Source organism: Streptomyces sp. NPDC001492, assembly GCF_053597275.1.
The window spans coordinates 300591-323101 of the sequence record NZ_JBSFHW010000003.1; the positions used below are offsets into that span (position 1 = coordinate 300591).

At 70.9% G+C, this 22511-nt stretch carries 19 protein-coding genes and 1 pseudogene; 5 read left to right on the forward strand and 15 right to left on the reverse strand.

The window, feature by feature from the left end; translation table 11 throughout:
- Positions 1-105: 105 nt before the first annotated feature.
- A complete protein-coding gene (locus ACWC1K_RS05515) occupies positions 106-1128 on the reverse strand; it encodes an oxidoreductase (RefSeq protein WP_450828939.1) in 1023 nt (340 codons plus the stop codon).
- A 66-nt stretch (positions 1129-1194) separates the two neighbouring features.
- Here ACWC1K_RS05515 and ACWC1K_RS05520 point away from each other — a divergent pair, with 66 nt between their 5' ends.
- Positions 1195-2151, forward strand: a complete 957-nt coding sequence (locus ACWC1K_RS05520) for an FAD-dependent oxidoreductase (protein ID WP_450828940.1) — start codon at positions 1195-1197, stop codon at positions 2149-2151.
- A gap of 120 nt (positions 2152-2271) precedes the next feature.
- Here the strand turns inward: ACWC1K_RS05520 and ACWC1K_RS05525 are convergent, their stop codons facing one another.
- A complete protein-coding gene (locus tag ACWC1K_RS05525) occupies positions 2272-4221 on the reverse strand; it encodes a Xaa-Pro dipeptidyl-peptidase (protein ID WP_450828941.1) in 1950 nt (649 codons plus the stop codon).
- A 196-nt stretch (positions 4222-4417) separates the two neighbouring features.
- Here ACWC1K_RS05525 and ACWC1K_RS05530 point away from each other — a divergent pair, with 196 nt between their 5' ends.
- Complete coding sequence (locus tag ACWC1K_RS05530) at positions 4418-5905, forward strand: M1 family metallopeptidase (protein ID WP_450828942.1); 1488 nt, start codon at positions 4418-4420, stop codon at positions 5903-5905.
- A 92-nt stretch (positions 5906-5997) separates the two neighbouring features.
- Here ACWC1K_RS05530 and ACWC1K_RS05535 read toward each other — a convergent pair whose 3' ends face one another.
- Positions 5998-6900, reverse strand: coding sequence for a PfkB family carbohydrate kinase (locus ACWC1K_RS05535; protein WP_450828943.1), 903 nt, complete (start codon positions 6898-6900; stop codon positions 5998-6000).
- Positions 6901-7247: 347 nt separating this feature from the next.
- Positions 7248-8714 (reverse strand): amino acid permease, encoded by a 1467-nt coding sequence (locus tag ACWC1K_RS05540; protein ID WP_450828944.1) that lies wholly within the window; start codon positions 8712-8714, stop codon positions 7248-7250.
- A gap of 220 nt (positions 8715-8934) precedes the next feature.
- On the opposite strand from ACWC1K_RS05540, the gene ACWC1K_RS05545 reads away from it, so the two are divergent.
- Positions 8935-9693, forward strand: a complete 759-nt coding sequence (locus ACWC1K_RS05545) for a MerR family transcriptional regulator (protein WP_450828945.1) — start codon at positions 8935-8937, stop codon at positions 9691-9693.
- A 367-nt stretch (positions 9694-10060) separates the two neighbouring features.
- Here the strand turns inward: ACWC1K_RS05545 and ACWC1K_RS05550 are convergent, their stop codons facing one another.
- The 5 genes and pseudogenes from ACWC1K_RS05550 to ACWC1K_RS05570 all read right to left on the reverse strand — a co-directional run bounded on the left by ACWC1K_RS05550 (position 10061) and on the right by ACWC1K_RS05570 (position 16339).
- Positions 10061-12235, reverse strand: a complete 2175-nt coding sequence (locus tag ACWC1K_RS05550) for a 3-hydroxyacyl-CoA dehydrogenase NAD-binding domain-containing protein (protein ID WP_450828946.1) — start codon at positions 12233-12235, stop codon at positions 10061-10063.
- Positions 12236-12285: 50 nt separating this feature from the next.
- Complete coding sequence (locus tag ACWC1K_RS05555; RefSeq protein WP_450828947.1) at positions 12286-13500, reverse strand: acetyl-CoA C-acetyltransferase; 1215 nt, start codon at positions 13498-13500, stop codon at positions 12286-12288.
- A 41-nt stretch (positions 13501-13541) separates the two neighbouring features.
- Positions 13542-14684 (reverse strand): acyl-CoA dehydrogenase family protein, encoded by a 1143-nt coding sequence (locus tag ACWC1K_RS05560; protein ID WP_450828948.1) that lies wholly within the window; start codon positions 14682-14684, stop codon positions 13542-13544.
- Positions 14681-15835 (reverse strand): CaiB/BaiF CoA transferase family protein, encoded by a 1155-nt coding sequence (locus ACWC1K_RS05565; RefSeq protein ID WP_450828949.1) that lies wholly within the window; start codon positions 15833-15835, stop codon positions 14681-14683. Before ACWC1K_RS05565 ends, ACWC1K_RS05560 begins: the two co-directional genes overlap by 4 nt.
- Before the next feature lie 122 nt (positions 15836-15957).
- Positions 15958-16339 (reverse strand): annotated as a pseudogene (locus ACWC1K_RS05570) (MmcQ/YjbR family DNA-binding protein).
- Positions 16340-16429: 90 nt separating this feature from the next.
- On the opposite strand from ACWC1K_RS05570, the gene ACWC1K_RS05575 reads away from it, so the two are divergent.
- Entirely contained in the window at positions 16430-17608 is a 1179-nt protein-coding gene (locus ACWC1K_RS05575) for a saccharopine dehydrogenase family protein (protein ID WP_450828950.1), read from the forward strand.
- Between the two features lie 115 nt (positions 17609-17723).
- Here ACWC1K_RS05575 and ACWC1K_RS05580 read toward each other — a convergent pair whose 3' ends face one another.
- On the reverse strand, positions 17724-18617 hold the full coding sequence (locus ACWC1K_RS05580) for a YhjD/YihY/BrkB family envelope integrity protein (protein ID WP_450828951.1): 894 nt from the start codon (positions 18615-18617) through the stop codon (positions 17724-17726).
- 168 nt (positions 18618-18785) lie between these two features.
- On the opposite strand from ACWC1K_RS05580, the gene ACWC1K_RS05585 reads away from it, so the two are divergent.
- Positions 18786-19466 carry a GAP family protein gene (locus ACWC1K_RS05585; protein WP_450828952.1) on the forward strand — a complete coding sequence of 227 codons (681 nt, stop codon included), beginning with the start codon at positions 18786-18788 and terminating at the stop codon, positions 19464-19466.
- Positions 19467-19480: 14 nt separating this feature from the next.
- Here ACWC1K_RS05585 and mmpA read toward each other — a convergent pair whose 3' ends face one another.
- The 5 genes from mmpA to ACWC1K_RS05610 form a co-directional block, all read right to left on the reverse strand.
- Positions 19481-19624 carry a morphogenic membrane protein MmpA gene (gene mmpA / locus ACWC1K_RS05590; protein WP_351468599.1) on the reverse strand — a complete coding sequence of 48 codons (144 nt, stop codon included), beginning with the start codon at positions 19622-19624 and terminating at the stop codon, positions 19481-19483.
- A 67-nt stretch (positions 19625-19691) separates the two neighbouring features.
- Positions 19692-20003, reverse strand: coding sequence for a hypothetical protein (locus tag ACWC1K_RS05595; RefSeq protein ID WP_450828953.1), 312 nt, complete (start codon positions 20001-20003; stop codon positions 19692-19694).
- Positions 19960-20652 carry an endonuclease V gene (locus ACWC1K_RS05600; RefSeq protein ID WP_450828954.1) on the reverse strand — a complete coding sequence of 231 codons (693 nt, stop codon included), beginning with the start codon at positions 20650-20652 and terminating at the stop codon, positions 19960-19962. The genes ACWC1K_RS05595 and ACWC1K_RS05600 overlap by 44 nt, the downstream gene beginning before the upstream one ends.
- Positions 20653-20816: 164 nt before the next feature.
- The gene (locus ACWC1K_RS05605) at positions 20817-21149 is read right to left on the reverse strand and encodes a plasmid stabilization protein (RefSeq protein ID WP_450828955.1); all 333 of its coding nucleotides are present in this window, start codon (positions 21147-21149) and stop codon (positions 20817-20819) included.
- A gap of 54 nt (positions 21150-21203) precedes the next feature.
- Positions 21204-22280, reverse strand: a complete 1077-nt coding sequence (locus ACWC1K_RS05610) for a WD40/YVTN/BNR-like repeat-containing protein (RefSeq protein WP_450828956.1) — start codon at positions 22278-22280, stop codon at positions 21204-21206.
- Positions 22281-22511 lie beyond the last annotated feature (231 nt).

Here is a 22511-nt window from a genome sequence, read left to right on the forward strand (position 1 = left end):
TGGGCGGCTCACGTCGGACGCGCCCCCGAAGGGCGCGGGCAGTGTCGGTCTGCGGCTCCGCCCGATGGGGGTCCCCCGCTCGAGCGGAGCCGAGAGAGCGGAGCGCTACCGCGCCATCGCCTCCACCAGCACACTCCCCGCCGTCCGTGCCACCACGAACGACTCGCCCTTCACCGCCTTGGCGTCCAGGGCGATGCGGTGGCTGCCCGGTTCGAGGACGCCGTCGAAGATCTCGTGGGTGTGGGTGCGGTAGAGGCGGTCGAGGCGGTACGCGGTGAGGCGGACCCGGCAGGGTGAGGTGACCTCGACGCCCGCCTCGCCGGCGGCCGCCACCAGGCGGGTCAGACGGCGCTGCTCGGTCGGACTGCGGTCGAGGGCGTGTTCGATCTGGGCGACGAGGAGCGGGACGATCGGGGCGAGGCCCTCGACGTAGACCACGTCGACGCCCGCCTGTTCGAAGGAGCGGCGTACGGCGGTGCGCTCCTCCTGGGTGACGGCGCGGCCGAAGGCGACGGCCCCGTAGGCGCGCAGTTCGTCGGCGGGGACGCCGTCGGCGTCATGGGCGATGTCCGCGCCGATGCCGATCGTGCGCAGGGCGGCGGCCAGCTTGGCGAGGACGGCGACCCGCGCGCCGATCAGCAGGACCCGGCGGCGGGCGCCCGGGGACTCGCCGTCGAGGAGGGCGGCCAGCGCCTCGCGGTACTCGGCGCCGTGGAAGCGGAACGGTCCGATGCCGTGGTAGCCGTTGAGTTCGAGGTCGGCGTGTTCGTCGGTCTGCCAGGCGAAGTCCCGCCAGATGTAGTCCTCTCCGTCCCGCTCGATGATCGCGGTGACCGCGCCGCAGGCCAGATCGGCGCATTCGGGGCAGCCGTAGATGACGTAACGGCCGCCCGGAAGCGGTGGGTCCGCCTCCAGGAGGAGGCTGCGGACCTGTTCGGTGAAGATCGCGGGCGGGATGTCGGAGGCGAGCGGGGAGACGGCGTCGAGGTCGGAGAGCCGGAACAGCAGCGGGCGTCCGTCGACGATGAAGTCCACGAAGTCCCGGTGCACTTGGTAGTCACCGTTGGCGAGGACTCCACCGGCACGCATCGCCGGTGCCAGGCCGAAGGTCGCGTACTCGGCAGACATGCTGTGAGTATCCCCAGAGTGGGAGCTGTCTGAGCACGGCATGACATATTCCGCTAACGTCCCCGCGTGGAGAGCGTGCGGAACAACGATGTCATCGTGGTGGGCGCCGGGGTCATAGGGCTGACGACGGCCGTCGTCCTCGCGGAGCGCGGTGTACGGGTGCGGGTGTGGACGCGGGATCCCCTGGAGGCGACCACCTCGGCGGTTGCGGGCGCGCTGTGGTGGCCGTACCGGATCGAGCCGGTCGCGCGGGCGCGCGCCTGGGCACTCCAATCCCTCGATGTGTACGAGGAGTTGGCGACGCGGCCCGAGACGACCGGCGTACGCATGGTCGAAGGAGTACTGGGCGAGGCGGATCTCGACCGGGCCGAGGCATGGGCGGCCGCCCGGGTGCCCGGGCTGCGGGCGTCGACAGCAGAGGAGTACGCCGGGAGCGGACTGTGGGCGCGGCTGCCGCTCATCGACATGTCGGCTCATCTGCCGTGGCTGCGGGAGCGGTTGGTGAAGGCGGGTGGGGTGGTCGAGGAGCGTACGGTCACCGGCTTCGCGGAGGTCGACGCGCCGGTGGTCGTCAACTGCACCGGGCTGGGGGCACGTTCGCTGGTGCCGGATGCGTCCGTGCGGCCCGTGCGCGGGCAGTTGGTGGTGGTGGAGAACCCCGGCATCCGCACGTGGCTCACTTCCACGGACGCGGAGGGGGAGATGGCGTACTTCTTTCCTCAGCCTGGGCGGCTGCTGCTGGGTGGTACGGCCGAGGAGGATGCCTGGTCGACGGCGCCGGATCCCGCGGTGGCCGAGGCGATCGTACGGCGGTGTGCGGCGCTGCGGCCCGAGATCGCGGGGGCGCGGGTTCTGGAGCACCGGGTTGGACTGCGGCCCGCGCGGTTCGCTGTGCGGCTGGAGCGGGAAGTTCTGCCCGGGGGGCGGGTGTTGGTGCACAACTATGGGCATGGCGGGGCCGGGGTGACCGTGGCCTGGGGATGTGCGGGGGAGGCGGCCGGGTTGGCTTGCCCGGCCGCCTAGCGCTCCGCGGGCGGTGCCACGACGGGTTGTTCATCGTCTGCTGCGCCGTCGTGGCTGGTCGCGCAGTTCCCCGCGCCCCCAAAAGCCGTTGCTGAGCCGTAGGGACTTTGCGCAGCCCGCTCAGCCGATGGGGATGCGGTGGGTGGTGCTTGGGGCGGGGACGCCGTTCAGCGTCGTTGCCGCGGGTGCGGTCGGCGCCTTGCCGGAGGTGGCACGCGCGAATGCCGCCGCGCCGCCGACCAGCGGGACGTTGGCCGAGGTGTGGGTCAGGTCCAGGGTGAGCGTCGGCTTGTCGGTCGGGGGGTCGATGAGGTCCTTGTCGGTGCCCGCGACGATCAGGGCGAGGCGGTGGCCGGCCGGGACGACGTGGTCGGTGGCCGCGAGGTCCAGGGTGATGGTGTACGCCTTGCCCGGGGTGAGCGGGACGCCCTTGCGGTCGGAGGCGTAGTTGCCGAGGTCGGCCCAGCCGCGGCTGAACACCGTGTAGTCGACGGCGGTCTTCTTGGCCTCGGTGGTCTTGAAGCAGGCGCTGTCGCCCGCGGTGCTTGCGCCCCAGCAGGTACGGTCGGTGAGGGTGGTGATGCCCTCCGCCGAGTCGGCGTAGTCACGGATGGTGTCGGGGCCGAGGTCCACGAGGACGGCGGAGAGGTGGGCCGTCTTCGTGGTGGGGGTCGCGGTGACGGTGACCTTGGAGGAGCCTGAGAGGCGCAGGTCGTGAGTGAGGGGCTGGGTGACGAAGCCGGCCTTGTCGGGGGTCGACGTGTCGATCTTCGCGGCCCAGTCGGTCTCGCTCAGCTGCGGGTTGTCGGTGAAGGTCTCGGTGCCGTCGCCCTTGGTGAGGCCGAGGGTGCCGACGCCCGCCCGGGTGCCCTGGTCGGGGCGCAGGGTCGTGCCGCGGGTGCCGCTCGGGGGCCAGGACCGCGAGGTCACCCACTGGTCGGGGTGGCGTTCGATGTCGGCCATGGGCTCGCGGTCGATGCCGTTGTCGTAGCCGAGGAGTTCGTGGTCGAACCAGCGGTGCAGGGTGTCGACCCAGGCGGCGCGGCGGAAGTCGAAGGGGTCGACGTGGCCGGTCTGGGAGAGCCAGATCTTGCGCTCGACGCCGTTCTTGGCGAGGGCGTCCCACCACTGGCCGAAGTGCTTGGTGCGGACGTTGAGGTCCTGCATGCCGTGCACGAGGAAGACGCTGGCTCGCACCTTGCTCGCGTTTCTGACGTAGTCGCGTTCGGTCCAGAACGGCGTCCAGTCGCCCGTGCGCGGCGCTCCGTCGACGATCTTCTTCTGGACGGCGGCGCACTTGGCCTGCGCGTCGGGGCTGTCGACGTAGTTCGAGAGCCAGTCGGGGCCGGAGTCGTAGAGCGGGGCGCCCTTGGCGAAGTAGTAGTCGTACCAGGAGGAGATGGCGCTGATCGGGACGACGGTCCTGAGGCCCTTGACGCCGGTCGCGGCGACGCCGTTGGCGATCGTGCCGTCCCAGCTCTTGCCGATCATGCCGGTCTTCCCGTTGGTCCAGGCCGCCCTGGCCGTCGTGGTGCCGGTGCGCGTCGTGTACGCCTTGGCCCGGCCGTTCAGCCAGTCGACGACCGCCTTCGCGGACTGGATGTCGCTGCGGCCGCCGACGTCCACGCAGCCGTCGGAGCGGTTTGTGCCGGCGAGGTCGACGCCGACGAAGGCGTAGCCGCGGGGTACGAAGTAGTTGTCGTAGAAGAGCGGCATCTGGACGACGTCGCCGTTCGCGTCGTACGTCTTCTTCTGGCTCTCGTTGCCGCGGCCGCAGCAGGAGTAGTAGGGGCTGGCGTCCATGATGACGGGGACCTTGCGGCCCTGCTGGGCGGGTTCGCGGGGGCGGACGATGTCGACGGCGACCCGGTCGGCCTTGCCGTCGCCGTCCCCGTCGAGTCCGGTGTCCACCCATACGGCCTCGCGGATGGCGTTGTCGTAGGAGTAGACGGCCTTGCTCTCCCGCGGGGCACTGTGAGCCGCCGCGGGGGTGAGGAACGCTGCCATGAGGGCGGCGACGGCCGCCGCTGCGAGCGGTCTCCAGGTCGTGAAGCGCATGCGTATGGGCATGCGCGGACGGTACAACGGTCAACTCCCGTACAGAAGAGTGCAATCGGACGCCTGCGAGGTCCATGGGGAAGCGGGGGCGGCTGCTCATGGCGGCCGAATGGCGATCGTGTGACACATGGGGCCATGGACATGCCCGGGGACACAGGGACTGAATAGGCTCCGAACAGACCGCGTACTCCTACGACTTGGAGCTTTCGTGCACCGCAGAATCCTCACGCCGGGCGCACTCGCTGCCGCGTCCCTGATGCTGGCGATCCCGGCGTCGGCCGCGAGCTACTCCCCCGGCGCACCGGGCATCGGCGACCCCTACTACCCGGCCTACGGCAACGGCGGATACGACGTCTCCCACTACGACCTGCGGCTCCAGTACCAGCCCGCGACGGACGAGGTGGGCGGTACGGCGACGATCTCGGCCAGGACGACGCAGGATCTGTCCAGCTTCGACCTGGACTTCCTGCTGGACGTCAGCGAGGTGCGGGTCAACGGCGTCAAGGCGTCCTTCGCGACCTCGGGCCAGCACGAGCTGGTGGTGACGCCGAAGACGCCACTGGCCAAGGGCACGCCGATCACCGTGGTGGTCCGCTACAGCGGAGTGCCGTCCACCAAGAGCGCGTACGGCTTCAATGCCTGGCATCGCACGCCGGACGGGGCGGTCGCGGCGGACGAGCCCGAGGCGGCCTGGTGGTGGTTCCCGAGCAACGACCACCCGCTCGACAAGGCGACCTACGACGTGTCGGTGGCGGTGCCGGACGGCACCCAGGTCATCTCCAACGGCACGCTGCAGTCGACGAGTTCGAAGCTCGGCTGGACCCGCTACAACTGGCGGGAGAACAAGCCGCAGGCGACCTATCTGGCCACGCTGGCGGTCGGCAGGTTCGACATCACGACCAGCACCTCCGAGGGCGGTGTGCCGGTCGTCAACGCCTACAGCAAGGACCTCGGCGACAACGACGGGGCCGCGCGGGCGAGCGTGGAGCGCACCGGGGAGCTCGTGGACTGGCTGAGCGGCTACTTCGGGCCGTACCCCTTCAGCTCGGCCGGCGGGTACGTGCCCAACACGACCACCGGGTACGCGCTGGAGACGCAGACCCGCGTGTACTACAGCCCGAAGCAGTTCGCGAACGGCTCCAACACCTCGGTGGTCGTGCACGAGCTGGCGCACCAGTGGTACGGCGACAGCGTGTCCTTGAAGGGCTGGAAGGACATCTGGATCAACGAGGGCTTCGCGCGGTACGCGCAGTGGCTGTGGTCGGAGCACGAGGGCGAGGGCACGACCCAGCAGCTCGCCGACTACGTGTACGCCTCGCACCCCGCGGACGACGCGTTCTGGACGGTCAAGCCGGGCGACCCCGGTCCTGACAACCAGTTCGACATCGCTGTCTACGACCGGGGGGCGCTGGCGGTGCAGGCGTTGCGGAACGCGGTCGGCGACGATGCGTTCTTCGCCATTCTGAAGGGGTGGCCGCAGACGCACGCGTACGGCAACGCTTCTGTCGCCGACTTCCAGGCCTACGCCGAGCAGGTGTCGGGGAAGTCGCTCGCCTCGTTGTTCGACACGTGGCTGTTCCAGCCGACCAAGCCGAGCGCTCCCGCGGCGAAGGGGGCGGCGATGGCCAAGTCGGCGGCCGGCACCGCGCAACCGAAGTCGTGGAAGAAGATCGAGGCTACGAACGACGCGCACTGAGCGTTTGCCGGGTTCGGAGGTGTGGGGACCGCGGGCCGGATGTGGCTGGTCGCGCCCCGCGGCGGAGCCGCTGATGTGACGGCCCCGCGCCCCTAAAGGGGCGCTCCCCTTGCCAGGAGTTCCTCGCGGCCTATCGCCTCCGCCTCCGTGGACGGCACCGTGCAGGCGTGGGCTCCCGCGATCGTGCCGTACACGGCGCTGCGTGTGGGGGTTTCGCGGTTCAGCCAGCCGTAGAGGAAGGCCGCCGCGAAGGCGTCGCCCGCGCCGTTGGAGTCGACCACCGGTGCGGGTGGCGTGGCGGGCGGTATGTGGGTGAGCTCGTCGTCGGCCAGCAGGTACGCGCCCTTCGCGCCTGCCGTGGCGACGACCACCTGGGCCCGGCCCCGGTCGGCGATGCGGCGCATCGTGCGCTCGGGGTCGGACAGGGCGGTGGCGGAGAGGAAGACGACGTCCGCCGCCTGCGCGAACGGCTCGTGGTACGGGTTCTTGCCGTCCCAGTCGTGCAGGTCGGTGGAGACGGTCGCGCCCGACTCACGCAGCAGCGGCAAGGCATCGGCGCAGGGTTGGGTGATGGCGACGTGGACATGGCGGCTCGCACCGGCCAGCGCACGCACCATGTCCTGCGGGAAGCGGCCCTCGCCCTGTGTGCGGCTCACGTCGTACAGCGACAGGCGTCTGCCGTCGGGGCCGACGAGGTTGACCGCGCGCTTGGTGCCGGCGGGGTGGGGGACGGCGGTGAGCGCGATGCCGTTGTCCCGGTGCAGGGCACGGACGAGGTCGGCCTCGGGGTCGTCGCCGAGCATGTCGAGGTGATGGACGCGCAGGCCGAGGGCGTTGAGCCCGAGGGCCACGAGGTCACCGGTCTGTCCGGCGCGGGTGCGGATCCCGGACTCGATCATGTAGCTGTCGGCGTACGGCAACGGAAGCTCCGGCACGTACACGATGGTGTCCACGCCGGCTCCGCCCAGCACGAGGACGTCGGTTTCACGGCTCACCTCTGGCCCTCCCCATCGTCGTAGACGGTGACCTTGATGTCCCGCCTCACGAGCCGCTCCGTGATCAGCGGTTCGATGCGGGACATGTGCCTCCGGCAGCCCGCTGAGACGCTCTGCCGGGTTGGCAGGTTATATCGCCGTGGGCCCACCGGACGTTGGGTGGCTGCAGGTTGGTGGGTGGCTGGTCACGCAGTTCCCCGGGCCTTCAGGGCGCATCCCTGACCGTACGCCCCCTCCGGCTCCGGGCAGTGGCGCCATGCGGACGCAACGGTGGCGTCACCCCGGACATGGATGATCTCCGACATGACGCCACCGTAGGCGATGCCACTGACAGTGGGCCTGGCCTGCTACGTCGTCAGTTCGGTCAGTTCCCGGTCGCCGGCCCGTACGACCCTGCGGCGGACCGCGAACCAGCCGGCGACCAGCATGGCGGCGATCACCGGGATGAGCAGGAGGGTCGTGCGGCCGACCTCGGGGTCGTTCCACATCAGGGCGAGCACGGCGAGCAGGAAGGCGATCGTGGTGATCTCCGTGACCGGGCTGCCGGGCAGGCGGAAGGACGGGCGGGTGACCAGGCCCGCCTTGGCGCGGCGGACGAAGACCAGGTGGCAGATCATGATGATCACCCAGGTCGAGACGATGCCGAGGGAGGCCACGTTCAGCACGATCTCGAAGGCCTGGCTCGGCATGAGGTAGTTGAGGCCGACGCCGAGCACGCACACCGCGCAGGTGAGCAGGATGCCGCCGTAGGGGACCTGGCTGCGGTTCATGCGCGCCGTGAACCTGGGGGCCGAGCCCGCCGTCGCCATCGAGCGCAGGATGCGGCCCGTGGAGTACAGGCCCGAGTTCAGCGAGGACATCGCGGCCGTCAGGACCACCAGGTTCATCACGTCGCCCGCCGCCGGGATGCCGATCTTCGACAGGACCGTGACGAAGGGGCTTTCGTCCGCCGAGTACACCGAACCCGGCAGCAGCAGGGCCAGCAGGACGACCGAGCCGACGTAGAAGAGAGCCACCCGCCACATGATGGAGTTCACCGCGCGCGGGACGACCTTCTCCGGCTCGGCGGTCTCGCCCGCGGCGACGCCGACCAGTTCCAGCGCGGCGTACGCGAAGATCACGCCCTGCATGACGAGGACGACCGGCATCACGCCGTGCGGGAAGACGCCGCCGTGATCGGCGATCACGGACAGGCCCGGGGTCCGGCCGCCGACCTCGTGCCGGGTGGCCAGCAGGAAGATGCCGATCAGCATGAAGCCGACGAGCGTGGCCACCTTGATGATCGCGAACCAGAACTCCATCTCGCCGAAGATCTTCACCGAGATCAGGTTCACGGCGAGAACGACGGCCAGCGCGATCAGGGCGAGCGCCCACTGCGGGATGCTCGTGAACATGCTCCAGTAGTGCGTGTACAGCGCGATCGCCGTGATGTCGGCGATTCCCGTCGTCGACCAGTTCAGGAAGTACATCCAGCCGGCGACGTACGCACCCTTCTCCCCGAGGAACTCGCGCGCGTACGACACGAAGGAACCGGAGGACGGGCGGTACAGGACCAGCTCGCCCAGCGCCCGCACCACGAAGAAGGCGAAGATCCCGCACACCAGGTAGGCGAGCGCGAGTGCCGGGCCCGCGTTGTGCAGGCGCCCGCCCGCGCCCAGGAAGAGGCCGGTGCCGATGGCGCCGCCGATGGCGATCATGTTGACGTGGCGGGCCTTGAGGTCCTTGCTGTAGCCGGCATCGCCCGCGTCCGCGGGCGCCTTGGCCGCGTCGGTCCGGGTGGCGGCCTGTGCCGTGTCCACGGCGTCCTTGCTCACAGGTGGTTCCACTCTCTGGTGCGCCCGAGCGGGTCGCGCTCGGGTGTCCGGACGTACTCGGTCGGCCCTCTTCGGTGGAAGACGCGGACCAACGCGGCACCTTCCCCCAGGTGGCGGAGCGCATGCGATGGCGTGGATCACACAGCGGTACTTCTCACAAGCCTCACGGGCCACGCGTACCGGGTTTCGCAGTACTGGTGTGACAGCGATACTGCTGCACATGACGACCGACACCGACAGCGACACCGCGGAGCCGACGCTCACGATCGACGAACTGGCCGCGCGGGCCGGCGTCACGGTCCGCACGGTCCGCTTCTACGGCACCAAGGGTCTGCTGCCGCCGCCGGTGATCGGTCCGCGCAGGGTCGGCCACTACGGGCAGCAGCACGTGGCCCGGCTGGCGCTCATCGAGGAACTCCAGTACCAGGGCATGACGCTGGCGGCGATCGAGCGCTACATGGCGCAGCTGCCGCCCGGCCTCAGCCACCACGATCTGGCGATCCACCGGGCCGTGGTGGCGTCCTGGGCGCCGGACACCGTGGAGACCGTGAGCGCGGCCGAGCTGCGGCGCCGGGCGGGGCGGCCGCTGACCGAGGACGAGATCGAGCGGCTGTGCGCCATGAATGTGATCGGGCGCGACGGGGACTCGTACCGCGTCGACTCGGGACTGCTCCGGCTCGCCGTGCAGCTCCTCGACGTACCGCTGTCCGAGGAGGCGATCCTCGCGGCACGCAGGGTGCTGATCGAGCACTCGCGGGCCGCCGCGCACGAGCTGTCGCAGCTGTTCCGGGGCGAGGTGTCTCAGCGGGCGGAGCAGGACGTGAAGTCGCTGTCGGCGCACATGCAGCCCATCGTGGTGCAGGCGCTGCTGACGACCTTCCAGCGGTCGCTGAAGGAGGAGGTGCACCAGTGGCTCGACGCCTCGCTCTCCGCCTCGGAGGAAGGCGTCCCAGTCTCAGAGGAAGGCCGGCCCTCCTGACACGTTGAGCGTCTGCCCGGTCAGGAACCCACTCGCGTTGACCGTGATGCCGCAAACCGTGCGAGCCTTTCGCGGGTCGGCGTGTGGTGTCCCTGGCCGGGCAGCACGGGGGCCGTGTCGGTGAGCGGTACGAAGCGGTTCTCGCCCCCGCCGCCCCTACCCATTCCCGTCCCCTGGGGGCTCCGCCCCCAGACCCCCGCTTTCGGCCTGAACGGCCTCGTCCTCCAACGCCGGACGGGCTGAAAAGATCAGACCCCGCCCGGCAAAAATCAGCCCCTCCGGCGTTTGAGGAGCGGGGGTCCGGGGGCCGGCCCCGGGTAGGGGCGGCGGGGGCGAAACACCCTCCGCGCACCCCCCGCCGCGAGGGTCACGCGTCCGTGAACCGCTCCCCCTTCTCCGCCTTCTCCACCAGCAGCGCAGGCGGCGCGAACCGCTCCCCGTACCGGTCCGCCAGCTCACGCGCGCGGGCCACGAAGCCCGGCAGCCCGCCCTCGTAGCCGTTGATGTACTGCAGGACACCGCCCGTCCAGCCAGGGAACCCGATCCCGAAGATGGAGCCGATGTTCGCGTCGGCCACCGACGTCAGCACACCCTCCTCGAGCAGCTTCACCGTGTCGAGCGCCTCGGAGAAGAGCATCCGCTCCTGCATGTCCCGGAACGGGATCTCATGCCCCGGCCGGGTGAAGTGCTCGCGCAGCCCGGGCCACAGCCCCACCCGCTTGCCGGCCTCGTCGTAGTCGTAGAAGCCCGCTCCCCCGCTGCGCCCCGTGCGCCCGAACTCGTCGACCATGCGGTCGATGACCGCCTCGGCCGGGTGCGTCGGCCAGGTGCCGCCCGCCTCCTCCACGGCCCGCTTCGACTCGTTGCGGATCTTGCGCGGGAGTGTGAGGGTCAGCTCGTCCATCAGGGAGAGGACCTTCGCCGGATAGCCCGCCTGCGCCGCCGCCTGCTCGACGGACGCGGGCTCGATGCCCTCGCCCACCATCGCGACACCCTCGTTGATGAAGTGGCCGATGACGCGGGAGGTGAAGAAGCCGCGGGAGTCGTTGACGACGATCGGGGTCTTCTTGATCTGGCGGACCAGGTCGAAGGCGCGGGCGAGGGCCTCCTCGCCGGTCTGCTCGCCCTTGATGATCTCCACCAGCGGCATCTTGTCCACGGGCGAGAAGAAGTGCAGACCGATGAAGTCCGACTGGCGCTCCACTCCCTCGGCCAGCGCGGTGATCGGCAGGGTCGAGGTGTTGGAGCACAGCAGCGCGTCCGGCTCGACGATGTGCTGGATCTCCTGGAAGACCTTGTGCTTGAGCTCGGGGTTCTCGAACACGGCCTCGATGACCGCGTCGCATCCCGCCACGTCCTGCGGGTCGGCGGTCGGCGTGATGCGGGCCAGCAGCGCGTCCGCCTTCTCCTGCGTCGTACGGCCCCGGGAGACCGCCTTCGCGCACAGCTTCTCGGAGTAGCCCTTGCCCTTGACGGCCGCCTCGAGCGACACGTCCTTCAGGACCACCTCGATGCCCGCGCGGGCGCACGAGTACGCGATGCCCGCGCCCATCATCCCGGCGCCGAGGACGGCGACCTTGCGGACCGGACGCGGCTCGATGCCCTTGGGGCGGTTGGCGCCGGAGTTGACGGCCTGGAGGTCGAAGAAGAAGGCCTGGATCATGTTCTTGGACGTCTGGCCCGCGGCCAGCTCCACGAAGTAGCGCGCCTCGATGACCTGCGCCGTCTCGAAGTCGACCTGGGAGCCCTCGACGGCAGCCGCGAGGATGTTGCGCGGCGCCGGATAGGGCGCGCCGTTCGTCTGCTTGCGCAGGCTGGCCGGGAAGGCGGGCAGGTTGGCGGCGAACTTGGGGTTGGCGGGGGTACCGCCGGGGATGCGGTAGCCGGGCTTGTCCCAGGGCTGCTGCGAGGCGGGGTTGGCCTCGATGAAGGCGCGGGCCTTGGCGAGCAACTCGTCCTGCGTGGCGGCCACGTCGTCGATCAGGCCGTTCTCCAGGGCGCGCTGCGCGTTGTACTGGGTGCCCTGCAGGAGCACCTTCAGCAGCGCGTCGGCGATGCCCAGCAGGCGTACGGTGCGCACGACGCCACCGCCGCCGGGGAGCAGGCCGAGGGTGACCTCCGGGCAGCCGATCTTCGTGCCGGAGGTGTCGAGCGCGACCCGGTGGTGGCAGGCGAGCGCGATCTCGTAGCCGCCGCCCAGGGCCGCGCCGTTGATCGCGGCGACGACCGGCTTGCCCAGGGTCTCGATGCGGCGCAGGTTGCGCTTGATCGCCAGGCCGCCGTCGAAGAGGTCCTGCGCGGTCTCGGGGGTGACGCGGATGAGGTCGCGCAGGTCGCCGCCGGCGAAGAAGGTCTTCTTGGCGGAGGTGAGGATGATGCCGCGGATGGAGTCCTTCTCGGCCTCCAGGCGGTCGGTGATCACGGCCAGGGAGTCGCGGAACGCCTGGTTCATGGTGTTCGCGGACTGGTTCGGGTCGTCGAGGACGAGGGTGACGACGCCGGTGCGGTCCTGTTCCCAGCGGATGGTGGTGCTCTGCGTCATGACGGGGGTCTCCGTAGAAGTCTCTGAAGTCGCTTGGTTCCGCCGGGGGTTCAGATGCGCTCGACGATGGTGGCGATGCCCATGCCGCCGCCGACGCAGAGGGTCGCGAGGCCGTAGCGCTTGTCCTGGCGCTCCAGTTCGTCGACGAGGCTGCCGAGGATCATGGCGCCGGTCGCGCCGAGCGGGTGGCCGAGGGCGATCGCACCACCGTTGACGTTGACCTTGTCCAGAGACAGGCCCATGTCCTTCACGAAGCGCAGGACGACCGCCGCGAAGGCCTCGTTGATCTCGACCAGGTCGATGTCGTCGATGGTCAGTCCGGCCCTGGCGAGAGCCTTGCGGGTGGCGGGCGCCGGGCCGGTGAGCATGATGGTCGGCTCGGAGCCGGAGACGGCGGCGGAGACGATCCGCGCGCGCGGGCGCAGTCCGTACCGCTCCCCCACCTCCTTCGAACCGATCGCGACCAGCGAGGCGCCGTCGACGATGCCGGAGGAGTTGCCCGCGTGGTGGACGTGGTCGATCTTCTCGACCCAGTGGTACTTCTGCAGGGCCACCGCGTCGAAGCCGCCCAGCTCGCCGATGTCCGCGAAGGACGGCTTCAGCTTGGCGAGGGAGTCGGCGGTGGTGCCCGGGCGCAGGTGCTCGTCGTGGTCGAGGACCGTCAGACCGCTGCGGTCCTTCACCGGGACGACGGAGCGGTCGAAGCGGCCCTCCTTCCACGCCGTGGCCGCCCGCTCCTGCGAGAGCGCCGCGTACTCGTCGACGTCACGCCGCGAGAATCCCTCGATGGTGGCGATCAGGTCGGCGCCGATGCCCTGCGGCACGAAGTTGACGGCCAGGTTGGTCATCGGGTCGTTGAACCAGGCGCCGCCGTCGGAGGCCATCGGCACCCGCGACATGGACTCGACACCGCCCGCGAGGACCAGGTCCTCCCAGCCCGAACGGACCTTGGCGGCGGCCATGTTGACAGCCTCCAGACCGGACGCACAGAAGCGGTTCTCCTGTACGCCGGCGACCGTGTCCGGGAGGCCCGCGGCGACGGCGGCGATGCGGGCGATGTCGGAGCCCTGGTCGCCGACCGGGCCGACGACGCCCAGCACGATGTCGTCGATGGCCGCCGGGTCGAGGCCCGGGAAGCGGCCGCGGATCTCGTGGATGAGTCCGACGACCAGGTCGATGGGCTTGGTGCCGTGCAAGGAGCCGTTCGCCTTGCCGCGGCCGCGCGGGGTGCGGATCGCGTCGTACACGTACGCTTCGGTGCTCACTGGAAGGCCTTTCGGGGTGAGGGTGGGCCGGGCGATGAGCTTCAGCCCAGCAGGGAACGGCCGATGATCTCCTTCATGATCTCGGTGGTTCCGCCGTAGATGGTCTGGATACGGCCGTCGGTGAAGGCCCGGGCGACCGGGTACTCGGTCATGTAGCCGTAGCCGCCGTGCAGCTGGAGGCAGCGGTCGGCGACCCGCTTCTGCAGTTCGGTCGCCCACCACTTGGCCATGGAGGCGTCCACCGCGTCGAGCCGGCCGTCCGAGTGCTCCTCTACGCAGCGGTCGAGGAACGCGCGCGTGACGGCGCACTCGGTGGCCATCTCGGCCATCTCGAAGCGGATGTGCTGCTTGGTGGCGAGCGGCCGGCCGAAGGCCTCGCGCTCCTTGACGTACTCGGTGGTGATCTCCAGCAGGTGCTCGGCGGCCGCGATCGCGGCGACGGCGATGCTGAGGCGCTCCTGGGCGAGGTTGGTCATCAGATGGCCGAACGCGCCATTGAGCGTGCCGAGCAGGTTCTCCTTGGGCACGCGCACGTCGGTGAAGAACAGTTCGGCCGTGTCCTGCGCCTTCTGGCCGATCTTGTCGAGGTTGCGCCCGCGCTCGAAGCCCTCCGCGCCGCGCTCGACGACGAGCAGCGACAGGCCGTGCGCGCCGCCCTCCGGGGTGGTCCTCGCCACGACGATCACCAGGTCGGCGAGGATCCCGTTGGAGATGAACGTCTTGGCGCCGTTCAGCAGCCAGTGGTCGCCCCGGTCCTCGGCGTGCGTACGGATGCCCTGGAGGTCGGAGCCCGCGCCCGGCTCGGTCATGGCGATGGCGGTGATGATCGTCCCGTCGCAGAAGCCGGGCAGCCAGCGGCGCTTCTGCTCGTCGGTGGCGAGGCCGGTGAGATACGGGCCGATGACGTCGTTGTGCAGGCCGAGGGCGAGCCCGGGAGCGCCCGCGCGGGTGAACTCCTCGGCGAGTACGGTCGCGTAGCGGAAGTCGGAGGTGCCGCCGCCCCCGTACTCCTCGGGCACGGCGAGTCCGAGCAGGCCCTGCTTGCCGGCCGCCCGCCAGGCGTCGCGGGAGACGATGCCGTCCTTCTCCCACTGCTCGTAGTACGGCAGCACCTCCCTGGCCAGGAAGGCACGCACGGTCGCGCGGAACGCGTCGTGCTCGGGGGCGAAGATCTGCCGCTTCATTCGGAGCCCTTCATGAGTTCCTGGTCCTTCAGGAGGTCGGGTACGTCCCAGTCGCGTGCCACGCCGGCGGTGTCGGCGCCGGGCTGAGCGGGGCCGGTGCGTACGGCCGTGGGGGTGGCGGAGAAGCGGGGGGCGGGGGCGGGCTGGGTGATGCCGCCGTGGTCGGTGAAGGTGCCGCGGGCGGCCAGGTGGGGGTGGTGCGGGGCCTCTCGCAGGGACAGCACGGGCGCCACGCACGCGTCGGAGCCCTCGAAGACAGCCGTCCACTCGTCCCGGGTGCGGGATGTGAAGCCGGCCGCGACCGCCTCGCGCAGCTCGCCCCAGCGGGTCCAGTCCTTGCGGACGTCGGCGTGCTCCGGGATGCCGAGGATGCGCACGAACTCGTCGTAGAACTGCGGTTCCAGGGCGCCGACCGCCATGTACTTGCCGTCGGCCGTCTCGTAGGTGCCGTAGTACGGGCAGCCGCCGTCGAGGAGATTGGCGCCGCGGCGGTCCTGCCAGCCGCCGGCGGCGAGCATGCCGTGGATCATCGCGGCGAGATGGGAGGTGCCGTCGACGATGGCGGCGTCGACGACCTGGCCGGTGCCGCCCGCGCGCGCGTGGTGGAGGGCGGCGAGGACGCCGACGACCAGGTAGAGGGAGCCGCCCGCGTAGTCGCCTAGGAGGTTGGCGGGGACGGCCGGGGGCTCGTCGGGGCTGCCGATCATGCCGAGGGTGCCGGTGAGGGCGATGTACGCGATGTCGTGACCGGCGCGGTGCGCGAGGGGGCCCTGCTGGCCCCAGCCGGTCATCCGGCCGTAGACGAGTTTCGGGTTGCGGGCGTGGCAGGCCTCGGGGCCGACGCCGAGGCGTTCGGCCACTCCCGGGCGGTAGCCCTCGATGAGGATGTCGGCGCGCGCGGCGAGGTCGAGGACGCGCTCGGGGCCGTCCGCGGACTTCAGGTCGACGATCACCGAGCGCTTGTTGCGGTTGGTGAGGTCGTACTCCGTGTTGATCGCGAGCCCGACACCGCCGGGGCGGTCCACACGGACGACGTCGGCGCCCAGGTCGGCGAGGAGCATGGCGGCGAACGGGCCGGGCCCGATACCGGCCAGTTCGACCACGCGCACGCCGGAAAGCGGGCCGTGTCCAGGCGTCTTTGCCTCTGCCATGCAGTCCCCAGGGGTTGTGACACAACTGCTGTAACACTAGTGATGTTAGGAACACGTTCCAGCGGACACAAGACCTGGGAGAGCAAGCGCTTAGCCAAGTCGTGCCGGAGAAGGCACGCGGATCAGCGTGCCTCCAGGTCGGATATCAGCCGCTTCGGTGCGATCACCCGGTAGCTCTCCTCCACCCAGTCGCACAGCAGATCCGCCGCCGGGGCGCCCTGCTCCGCGAGCGGGATGCGGACCCAGCCGGCCCTGCCCAGCCCGTAGCCTGGCGGGTTCCGCGCCCGGGGAGGTGAGGGCGTGCGCGTGCGCGGCCTCGTCCCTGAGCTTCACCGTGAGGCCCGGCGGATGACTGCCGTCGTCCACGCCCAGGAACACGAACACCTTCCTGTTGACCTTCGCCACGGTCTCGCCCCACGGGTGCTCCTCGACGGCGCCCGGCAGCCCGAGGGCGAATTCACGCACCTTCTCCCACTTCTTCACGGCGCTTTCGGGCACGGTCACCGCTTACCTCCGGGCTCGTCGTCGGGCTCCGCACTCTTCACGCTAGCCTCGGCCACCGACAACGGCGCGTGCTGCGGAGCGAGAGGTGTCATGAGCAGGCTGAACAGGACGGACCGTCCGTACGACATCGTGCTCTTCGGAGCCACGGGCTTCGTCGGGACGCTCACCGCGGAGTACCTCGCCGCGCATGCGCCCGACGACCTGCGCTGGGCGATCGCGGGCCGCAGCGAGCAGAAGCTGGAGCAGCTGCGCGAGCGGCTGCCCGGCAACGGGAAGGTCGGGCTGCTGCGGGCGGACGTGAGCGATCCGGCGTCGCTGCGCGCACTCGCGGACCACGCGCGCGTGGTGGCCACGACGGTGGGACCGTATGTGACCTACGGCGAGGAGCTGGTCGCCGCCTGTGCGGACAGCGGTGCGGACTATCTCGACCTCACCGGTGAGCCCGAGTTCGTGGACCTCATGTACGTCCGCCACGATGCACGCGCGCGTGAGACCGGTGCGCGGCTGGTGCACGCCTGCGGGTTCGACTCGATCCCGCACGACCTGGGCGCGTACTTCACCGTGCGGCAGCTGCCCGAGGGGGTGCCGTTGACGGTGGACGGGTTCGTGACGGCCGACGCCACGTTCTCCGGCGGGACGTTCGCGTCGGCGCTCAACCAGTTCTCGCGGGTGCGGCCGATGCTGGCCGCCGAGCGTGACCGCAGGCGGCACGAGCCGCGCCTGGTGGGGCGACGCGCCGCCGCACCCACGGGTGCACCGCGGTTCGCGAAGGAGGTCGGCGCGTGGGCGCTGCCGCTGCCGACCATCGACGCGCAGATCGTGGGCCGCTCCGCGAAGGCCCTGGAGCGCTACGGCCCCGACTTCCGCTACCGCCACTACGCGGCGGTACGGCATCTGCCCGTCGCCGTGGGCGGGATCGCGGCCGTCGGCGGCCTCTTCGCGGCCGCCCAGCTGCCGCCCGCGCGGCGCTGGCTGTCCGGCCGGCTCAAGCCCGGCGAGGGGCCGGGCGCCGAGAAGCGGGCGAAGAGCTGGTTCAGGGTCCGCTTCGTGGGCGAGGGCGGCGGCCGGCAGGTACTCACGGAGGTCGCGGGCGGCGACCCCGGCTACGACGAGACGGCGAAGATGTTCGCCGAGTCGGCGCTGTCGCTGGCCTTCGACGACCTGCCGCCGACGGCGGGCCAGGTCACCACGGCGGTCGCGATGGGCGACGCGCTCACGGAACGGCTGCGGCGGGCGGGGATCACCTTCCGGGTGGCGTCCAGCCGGTGAGTCGGCAGTCCTCGAGGCGCGAGCGCGCGCGGGACGGGCGCGCCTGATCGCAGGCCGCTCCCCTGACGAGGCCCTCCCCTGGAAACACCTGACGGGGCTTTCCCGGCAGGTGTCGTCAGGGGGGCGACGTCGGGGTTCCGAGGCGGCGGCGCAGGAAGGGCTCCTGGGACAGTACGGCGCCCACGCTGAGCCCTACGGCGACGGCCACGGACACGACGATCAGCCAGGACAGCATGACGAAGACCGAACCCGCGGAACCGTAGTCGGACAGTGCCCGGTTGAGCGCCCGCGGCATGTAGAAGTGTGCGGCCACGGACAGACAGCTGATCGCGATCGCCGTGAGGACGGCCCCCGGCAGCAGGGGCGCCCAGCGGACGGCTCCGCCCAGCAGAAGGTGCTGGGTCCACCACCACATGGCCGCCTGCACGAACAGGACGATCGGGATTCCCAGCCAGGCCCCCAGGCCGAACCCGTCCCGCGACAGCCCTTGCGCGACCAGCGCACAGAGCCACAGGGCGATCCATGCGAGCCACCTCCACGGAGCGACTTTCGTTCTTCCGGGGGGCAGCAGCCAGGCCCGTTTGCACAGCCGCTGCACGGCGCGGCTCACCGCGGTGGCCGACAGCAGCACCATCAGCCCGCCCACCACGCCGATCGCCTGGCGCACGTTGTCGCTCGGTGGCTGGAACAACTGCTCCACCTCGGCCTTCGACTGCCCGCTCAGACCGAAGACGGCGCTGACTGATTTGACGACCTGAGTCTGCACCGACTCGGGCGCGTACGCGGACAGCACGAACAGCAACGGGACCGCGGTCAGGAAACACTGCGCCGCGATGCGGGTGGCGGAGTCGAAGATGTTCACCGCCACCATGCGGTCCAGAAGTGCTGTGATGACGGGGAAGCGGATCTCCAGGCGCGCGTGGACGGCTTTCAGCCAGGCCGTCAGTTGCCCGAGACGGCCAGGCCGCCGTGGCGCGCGCGAGTCCACGCCCGTATCCACGCGCCGCATCAGCCGCGAGTCTCCATCGTCGCCCCTTCCCTCTCCAGAGTGCGCGACGAAGCGGGGCACGGCACCCTGCCGCGGGCACGGGGCAAGTTCGGCTCAACCGTCACATGAGATGCGGTGGGTCACAGCCGTGCCTAGGCTCGATGCGTACGGTGCCTGATGGGATCGCCCATGGTCTTCGATCTCCTGCTCATCGCCCTCGCCATCACGCTCGACCCGCTCCCCCTCATGGCGTTCGTCCTGGTGGTGGCATCCGTCAGAGGCGTTCGGACGGGACTCGCGTTCATCTCGGGATGGATGACGTGTTTCGTCGCGGTGATCGCCCTGGTCCTGACCGTGACCGGCGGGAAGCCCCCGGAGCCGAGGTCGACTCCGTCCACGGCAAACCTCGCGATCAAGGTCGCCATCGGAGTGTCGCTGGTCGTGTACGGCCTCCACAGGCGCCGAAGGGCCGCTCGCCACGAACCGTCCCGCACCGTCGCCTCGCCCCCGAAGGGCAGGTCGTCTTCCTTCCTCACTTCCCGGATGGACCGGGGCGCACTCTGGCCGGCGGCGGGACTGGCCATCCTCCTCCAGCCGTGGGGCCTCGTCGCCGCCGGCGCCGTGACCGTGCTGGACGCCGACGGCTCCGACCCCACGACCTGGCTGATACTGGTCGCGTACTGCGTCGTCGCGACCGCCACTCTGCTCGCCGCGGAGCTGTATGTGGTCTTCAAGCCGGCGTCTGCCCAGCACCGGTTGCGGGAACTGCGCTCCTGGATGCAGGGCCATGCGGAACAGGCGATCGTGTACGGCAGTGTCGTGGTCGGCCTGCTGCTGGCGGGAAAGAGTGCCTACGCGCTGGCCCAGTGAGGTCAGGGCGGGAGCTAGGACCACCCCGCCACCGTGTAGAGCATCCCGGCGATCCAGCCGAGCCCCGCGAGCACGGCAAGGACCAGCGCGGCCGTCACGGCACGCTCGACGGGACGGTTGGGATCGGCGAGGGGCTTCGGAGCACGGTGCGTCGTCATGCGGCACAGCCTGCCGACCGGCGCACCGCACCCACATCCGTACGGGTACTCAGTGCGGGTACTCAGATCACCCGTCGAACGGCTCCGGCGGCCGCTCGCCCAGCGCGTCCGCGATCCGGTCCCGCACGCAGGCGAGGGGGCCGATCTGCCACCCCGTGTGGTGGTCGAAGAACGGCGGAGGCCCGGCCTCGTTGTGGGCGACCTTGCCGACCAGCTCCGCGAGGCGGAACAGGATCCGCTGCCGGTGACCTGGGCGGGCCGTGTGCTCCGGGCGGCGGCCGCAGGGCAGGGGCGGACGCCGGAGATCGAGGCGGCCCTGGAGTTCGCGGGGTTGGTTACCTCGGGGTGGCTTCCCGCAACGCCCGTCGGCACAACGCATCCGCCCCGCGCGTCGTCTCCGGCAGGCGGTACTTCGGGGTCAGGGCCAGCGTGTGGGCGCAGGCGTTGTCGAGGTTCATCCGGTGGCCCACGGACACGAAGACCGGCTTGACGGCGTCGCGGGTGCGCAGCGCGCGGCCGACCTCCTCGGTGCCGGCGAGGAGGGGCGAGGTGCTGCCGCGCGGGGTGTCCGGGTCGTCGTGGGTGAAGGTGAAGGGGTTCTTCGCGACACCGATGGTGGGCAGGCCCGTCAGGACGCCGAGGTGGCTGGCGAGGCCGAAGCGGCGCGGGTGGGCCAGGCCGTAGCCGTCGCAGACGACCACGCCCGACGGGCACGGCAGGGCCTCCAGGGCGGCGAGGACCGTGGGGATCTCACGGAAGGCGAGCAGGCCGGGGACGTACGGGAAGGAGATGCGCCCGACCGCGGTGGCCTGTGCGACGACCTCCAGGGTCGCCGCGTCCAGGACGACCGCCGCGGCCGCGACGAGGTCCCGCTCGTCGTCGTAGGCCACGTCGACACCGGTGACATGGCCGCTGCCGGGCGGCGGTCCCGGCTCGTCGAGCACCACCCGGGCGCGCAGTTCGTCCTGTACGGCGCGGGCCTGTTCCTCGGTCGCGGGCCAGCCCGCGGGCATGCGTACGGTCGTCATGGTGGCGACGAGCCTACGGCGCCCGGAGCGGGCGGCGCAGGCTCGCGATCATGTTCGTGGCGGCCGCTGACCTGCACCGCGGGCGCACGAATCCCCGCGACGAGCAGCTCACGGACGGCACCGTCGCCGGAGCAGTACCGGGACGTCCGGCTGAGCCGCGCGACTCAGCTCTTCTTCGCGTTCAGCGCGCGCTGCAGCTGGTCCTTGTTCATGTTCGAACGGCCCTCGATACCGCGCTGCTTGGCCTCGTTGTACAGCTGGTCGCGGGTGGGGCCCTGGGAGCCCTGGCCGGACCGCTGGCCCCCGCGCCTGCCGGATGACATGTCCTTCGTGGAGCTGCGGCTGGCGGACTTGGACTCGCCGGACCGGGCACGCTCCTTGTTCACCGTCCGCGCCGCGATCTCCTTGGCACGTCCGGTGCTCTCACCCCGGTCCTGCGCGCTCTTCTTGATGTGCTCGTACTGGCGCTCACGCTTGGAGCTGGAACCTGCGGGCATGCTCGCTCACTCCCTTCGCAGTCCGCGACCGAGTACCCGCATTCACTCCATGCGTCACCGCTCCAGACGAGCCACCCTTCCTTGCTCCCCCGCCGCCCAGCAGCCCAGGTCCGCCGTGCAGTCCACGGTGTCGTACGAGCCGGTGTCGACGGTCCGCCAGGTGCGGCCGCCGTCGGTGGTCAGGTCGGTGCCCGTGGGGCCGACCGCGAGGGCCGCGGTGCGGCTGTGCGGGAGCCAGGCGACGCCGGAGCGGTAGGCGGGCGGTGGGGTGACGGCGGTCTGCCAGGTGCGGCCGCCGTCGGAGGTGCGGGCCGCGGCCTGCGGGGAGGCCTGGTCGGGGCGGTAGTCGCCGCCGACCGCGAGGCCGTGGGTGCGGTCGCGGAAGGCGAGCGCGAAGACGCCCTTCGCCGGGTCGCCCGCCGGGACCGGTGTGTCGGTGGCGGTCCAGGTGAGCCCGCGGTCGGCGGAGTGCAGCACGCGCGCGCGTGCACCGCCGCCGGTGGCCAGCCAGACGTCGGAGGGGCCGGAGGCCACCAGGCACTGCCCGCTCGCCGCGAAGCCCGCCTCCCCGTCCAGCGCGGCCGGCATGCCCTCGCTCGGAAGCACCTTCCAGGAGCGGCCCCCGTCACCGGTCGACAGGATGCGGAACCTGCCGTCCACCGGGTCGCTCATGGCGAGGCCGTGGCGGCGGTCGAAGAAGGTGAGGCAGTCGTAGAAGGCATTGGTGTCGGTGTTGCGGAAGGACTCGGTCCAGGTCGTGCCGCCGTCGTCGGTGCGGTACACGCGGGAGGCCTCGCCCTCGCCGATGGCCAGCACCACGGCGCGGTGTGCGTCGAACGCCTCGATGTCCCGGAACTGCAGCTCGCCGGCGCCCGGCGGCGAGACGTTCCGCCAGCTCGCCCCGCCGTCAGTGGTGCGCAGCACGGTGCCGCCGGTTCCGGCCACCCAGGCGGTGTCCCGGCTGACGGCCGACAGCCCCCGGAAGCGCACACCGGTCGCGCCGGTGTCCTTGAGTTCCCAGTGCGGTTCCCGGGGCCCGGGCTGCTGTGCCTGTGCGGGTACGGCGGTCAGGGCGGCCAGCGCCGCCGAGCACACCGCCCCTGCGGCCACTGTCCGAAAAGTGCGCCTCATTCGTCGCGTGTTCCCCATACGCCTCATGGCGGGCGAAGCTATCCGACGCCCGGTACCCCGTCCAGATGGCGGCCCTCGCCACAACTGCCCATCGGTGCACGGGAAATGGACTGCGTCACTCCTGTGCATGAAAGCGGTGACGCAGGTCACTCGAATTCGGTGTGCACGGATTGGCTGATTCCAGCGTCTCTAGCAGTGCCCGGCCCAATCCACCCGGAAGTCCGCCCAGAC

Coding starts and splice junctions, on each gene's coding strand:
- ACWC1K_RS05545 (WP_450828945.1), top strand. CDS start 8,935: ATGACGACCGACACCGACAGCGACACCGCGGAGCCGACGCTCACGATC.
- ACWC1K_RS05560 (WP_450828948.1), bottom strand. CDS start 14,684: ATGAAGCGGCAGATCTTCGCCCCCGAGCACGACGCGTTCCGCGCGACC.
- ACWC1K_RS05525 (WP_450828941.1), bottom strand. CDS start 4,221: ATGCCCATACGCATGCGCTTCACGACCTGGAGACCGCTCGCAGCGGCG.
- ACWC1K_RS05605 (WP_450828955.1), bottom strand. CDS start 21,149: ATGCCCGCAGGTTCCAGCTCCAAGCGTGAGCGCCAGTACGAGCACATC.
- ACWC1K_RS05580 (WP_450828951.1), bottom strand. CDS start 18,617: ATGCGGCGCGTGGATACGGGCGTGGACTCGCGCGCGCCACGGCGGCCT.
- ACWC1K_RS05585 (WP_450828952.1), top strand. CDS start 18,786: ATGGTCTTCGATCTCCTGCTCATCGCCCTCGCCATCACGCTCGACCCG.
- ACWC1K_RS05550 (WP_450828946.1), bottom strand. CDS start 12,235: ATGACGCAGAGCACCACCATCCGCTGGGAACAGGACCGCACCGGCGTC.
- mmpA (WP_351468599.1), bottom strand. CDS start 19,624: ATGACGACGCACCGTGCTCCGAAGCCCCTCGCCGATCCCAACCGTCCC.
- ACWC1K_RS05610 (WP_450828956.1), bottom strand. CDS start 22,280: ATGAGGCGCACTTTTCGGACAGTGGCCGCAGGGGCGGTGTGCTCGGCG.
- ACWC1K_RS05600 (WP_450828954.1), bottom strand. CDS start 20,652: ATGACGACCGTACGCATGCCCGCGGGCTGGCCCGCGACCGAGGAACAG.
- ACWC1K_RS05515 (WP_450828939.1), bottom strand. CDS start 1,128: ATGTCTGCCGAGTACGCGACCTTCGGCCTGGCACCGGCGATGCGTGCC.
- ACWC1K_RS05565 (WP_450828949.1), bottom strand. CDS start 15,835: ATGGCAGAGGCAAAGACGCCTGGACACGGCCCGCTTTCCGGCGTGCGC.
- ACWC1K_RS05595 (WP_450828953.1), bottom strand. CDS start 20,003: ATGCGTTGTGCCGACGGGCGTTGCGGGAAGCCACCCCGAGGTAACCAA.
- ACWC1K_RS05575 (WP_450828950.1), top strand. CDS start 16,430: ATGAGCAGGCTGAACAGGACGGACCGTCCGTACGACATCGTGCTCTTC.